Source organism: Campylobacter sp. BCW_4321 (genome assembly GCF_001763075.1).
GTDB lineage: Bacteria > Campylobacterota > Campylobacteria > Campylobacterales > Campylobacteraceae > Campylobacter_D > Campylobacter_D jejuni.
Genome location: NZ_MJYA01000004.1, coordinates 1 through 3,280, shown reverse-complemented (window position 1 = coordinate 3,280; position 3,280 = coordinate 1). Strand labels below are relative to the sequence as shown.

Sequence of the window (3,280 nt, the reverse complement as noted above, 5' to 3'; positions counted from 1 at the left end):
GTGTTTTTTACCCATTCAGATTCAACTATTGAAAGAACTCTTGCGGTTTTGTAAATATTATCATGCGGATTTAGTATAGTTCTCACGGCGTAATACTGTTCGTTTTTTACCTCTTCTTTTTCAACTACAACTATCGTATCAACTGATTCTTCTTGAAGTTTCAAAGGAATGTATAAAACTACTCTTTGCTTATAAGCTGCAGGAATAATCATCTTTTGAAGATTATAATTATCTTTGATGATTTTCAATTCACCATTAATAATGTGTCCTATGAACCTATCATTTAGTTTTTTCACAATTTCAGGTAATCGCTCTTTTCTCTCAAAAAGATGCAAATGATTTACCCTAAAATCCAATTTACTGTCAAAAATGATTTCATTTTTGAATGTATCATAATCGCTTAAAGATTTAGGTATTTCTAAATCATCTAAAACTCTATCTCCATTAGAACAAAATTTTCTAAAAATATATCCTCCATTTTCCTGCTTTTCAAAGCATGCAAATATTGGAAAAACACCTGTACTATACAAACCTGTATTGAAACATGCCTTTGTTTTGTCTTTATTATAAGTAATAATATCAGGATAGCTTTTATTTTCGTAAATGAACTCAAAATATTTAAATAGATAAGAAAATAAAATATTATTTCCATTTCCCCAAAATTCTTTTTGAGCTATATTAGAAAGCTCTTGGAGTGTATTTAGAAAATTTGGAAAATAGGCAAATTGAAACAACAAAGGTTTCTCTTCAACTTTGTTTTGAATTTGATCACGATTTGAAGTCTTGTTTCTTGTGGTAGCTTTTTTAACATAAACTAAAGAAGGTTTGTTTTCATCTTTTTCAAGATCAAAACCTGCTTCTATTAATGCCTTACTACAATTGATTTTTAAATCATATTTTCTTTTCAAATATTGACTGATATGTCCTGTAGTAACATGGTCAAATTTAGTTTTACTATCTTCATAGGCTTCTAAAATTAATTTTTCTATGTTTTTTTCCACGCTAAAAACCTAATTGTCCTTTCTTATAATCTTCTAAACCTTTCAATAGTCCAAAAAGTATGTCAGAATCAACCGCTCCTTCAATAGGAGTGCCTATTACTTTTCCTGTTGGAGTTAAAATATAAGTTGTTGCGAGTTAATTGCAAATCAACTAAATAAAATACATATATTACAAGTTGTTTTCAAGCAATATGTAATTTTATTTCAATATGTGATACACATTAATACAACTTTACTTCAAGTATAGTTTATGTTTATGTAAATTTTTATTTCAACTTAACTACACTTTTACTACAACATAACTACAACTTGAGTGCAAAAAAACGCTACTTGATAAACTGCATTTTATTTTCAACTTAACTACAACTTAACTACAACATAATTACAACTTGAATTCAACTTTATTACAATTATTTTCAACTTAACTACAATTTGAGTTCAACTTTATTACACTTTCACTACACTTTAACTACAAAAATGTGAAAATTTGCATGTTTTTTGAAGTAAAAGTGTAGTTAATATGTAGTTAATGTTATTTTTACTATAACTTGAGTGTAACTTTATTACAACTTAACTACAAAAAAGAGTTTGTTTAAAATACTATTTTATAGGGTTTTTAATATTAATTTAATTTTTATTGTTGAAAAAATATACTAAAAAGTGTAATAAAAAATAAAATATCAATATTTAGGGCTTATTATGTTAAAACCCTTATTTTTAGGTTCTTTTGCTTTTTTTGAAAAAAATGTAAAAAGTTGAGCCAATGGGCATAATGCAATAATATAGCCTAAATATAGGCGTTTAAATCTTATTGTTGTAGGCAAATTATGCTAATGTTTTACCGACATTTTGCGATTTGTAAAAAGCTTTTAAAATATCTATTTTGTAGGTTTTTAAGCATTGTTGATAATCGAGTTATTGTGTAAGATTTTTGGCAAAAATAGACTTTAGAGCTAAAAACTGCAAAATTTTCTTCATGGCGTGTATTTTTGATTGTGCTTGATTTATAGCGATAATATGAGAGCTAGGGCTTATTTTAGAAGTTCTTGCGAATTTTCAAAAATGCTTTGCAGTTTTGAAATGGGCTGTGGTTTTTGTTTTGTGTTGCGATTTTTGTAGGTTTTTTTGTGTTTTTTTGATTGCAAGTGGGTATCTTGAATGGATATAGGGTTTAAAATGACAGAATTAGCCTTTAAAAGGCTAAAATGATTTTTTTAATGTTTTTATCGTTTTAGGGTTATTTTTTTGATTTTTGGGCGTTTTTTGAAAGAATATCGATTAGTGTTTCAAAATCTTGGATTTCTGATTTGGTAATTTTGAATTTATCTTTGAGGGTTAGGAATTGATAGGCTGAAACTATATCAAGCTTTGGGTATTTGGCTTGTAAATCGATAATGCTCTCATGGTTTTTAACTCTTTTTAGTTTGGCAATAAAAGTGTTTTTTGTTTTTTTGATATAAGCTATAACAGCAGGTGTCATTTTGCTTTTGTTTTCATCTGTTTTGCCATAGATTGAGAGTATGAATGCTAGACAGCTAGTTATATTGATAAATAATTTATCGTTTTTCTCTTTGTGGATTATTTTGCTTATGTAGATTTTGGTAAACCAAGTTTCTATGGCTTTGTGCATTTTGTTTTTTCGCTTGGGCGTGTATTAGTTTTAGACATAAGTTTTCTTCTGTGGTTTTAGTGCTTTATGAAATTATACCGTATTTTTATTTAACTTGGGTATGAAATGAGTATTTTTATATATCAGGGAAAGTTTATGCTAGAAATATGTTTAAAAAATGGCAAAGATAGGGAGTAAATGAGAAAGAATGAGGCAATAAATAAGGCAATAAATGAGGGAATAAATGAGGTGATAAATGAGAGAAAGAATGAGTATAAAGGCTATAAGGATTTGTGTTAAGGATAGCGTTAAGATGAGATTTGAATGCGTAGAATGCAAGATAGGGAGGAATGGGAGATGGGGTATAAAGGGGGTGATAAATGAGGGGATAAATGATGAAAATTATTCAATGAAATGTAGCGGATAAAGAAGGGGGGATAAATGAGGTGATAAAGGGCGAGAAGAAGACTTTTCTATTTCAAAGGCTAAAAATACTTTAGGGTAGGTATAAAAATGGCAATATTATTAACGAAGTTAATGTATGGTAGGTACAAAAATTTTTTAGGTGCAATTTTTAAAAAAAGACAAATCGCAATAAGTTGTGCTATAAAGTCCCTAAAAATAGGCATTCTTTGCTTTAGGGTAGGTATAAAAATGCCATTGCTTAAAC

At 28.1% G+C, this 3,280-nt stretch carries 3 protein-coding genes; 1 reads left to right on the top strand and 2 read right to left on the bottom strand.

Features of this window, described 5'->3' with window-relative positions; translation table 11 throughout:
- Both AJN58_RS00790 and AJN58_RS00785 read right to left on the bottom strand, forming a co-directional pair.
- A partial coding sequence (locus AJN58_RS00790) for a DUF3825 domain-containing protein (protein ID WP_070291912.1) occupies positions 1 to 1,001 on the bottom strand: 1,001 nt, incomplete at its 3' end.
- Between the two features lie 1,237 nt (positions 1,002 to 2,238).
- Entirely contained in the window at positions 2,239 to 2,631 is a 393-nt protein-coding gene (locus AJN58_RS00785) for a hypothetical protein (RefSeq protein WP_070291910.1), read from the bottom strand.
- 235 nt (positions 2,632 to 2,866) lie between these two features.
- Between AJN58_RS00785 and AJN58_RS10025 the strand changes: the two genes are divergently transcribed.
- Complete coding sequence (locus AJN58_RS10025; RefSeq protein ID WP_002807115.1) at positions 2,867 to 3,037, top strand: hypothetical protein; 171 nt, start codon at positions 2,867 to 2,869, stop codon at positions 3,035 to 3,037.
- The last annotated feature ends 243 nt before the right edge of the window (positions 3,038 to 3,280 follow it).

Excerpts from the sequence above, each read along its gene's own strand:
- AJN58_RS00785 (WP_070291910.1), bottom strand. The coding sequence starts at position 2,631 with ATGCACAAAGCCATAGAAACTTGGTTTACCAAAATCTACATAAGCAAA.
- AJN58_RS10025 (WP_002807115.1), top strand. The coding sequence starts at position 2,867 with ATGAGAGAAAGAATGAGTATAAAGGCTATAAGGATTTGTGTTAAGGAT.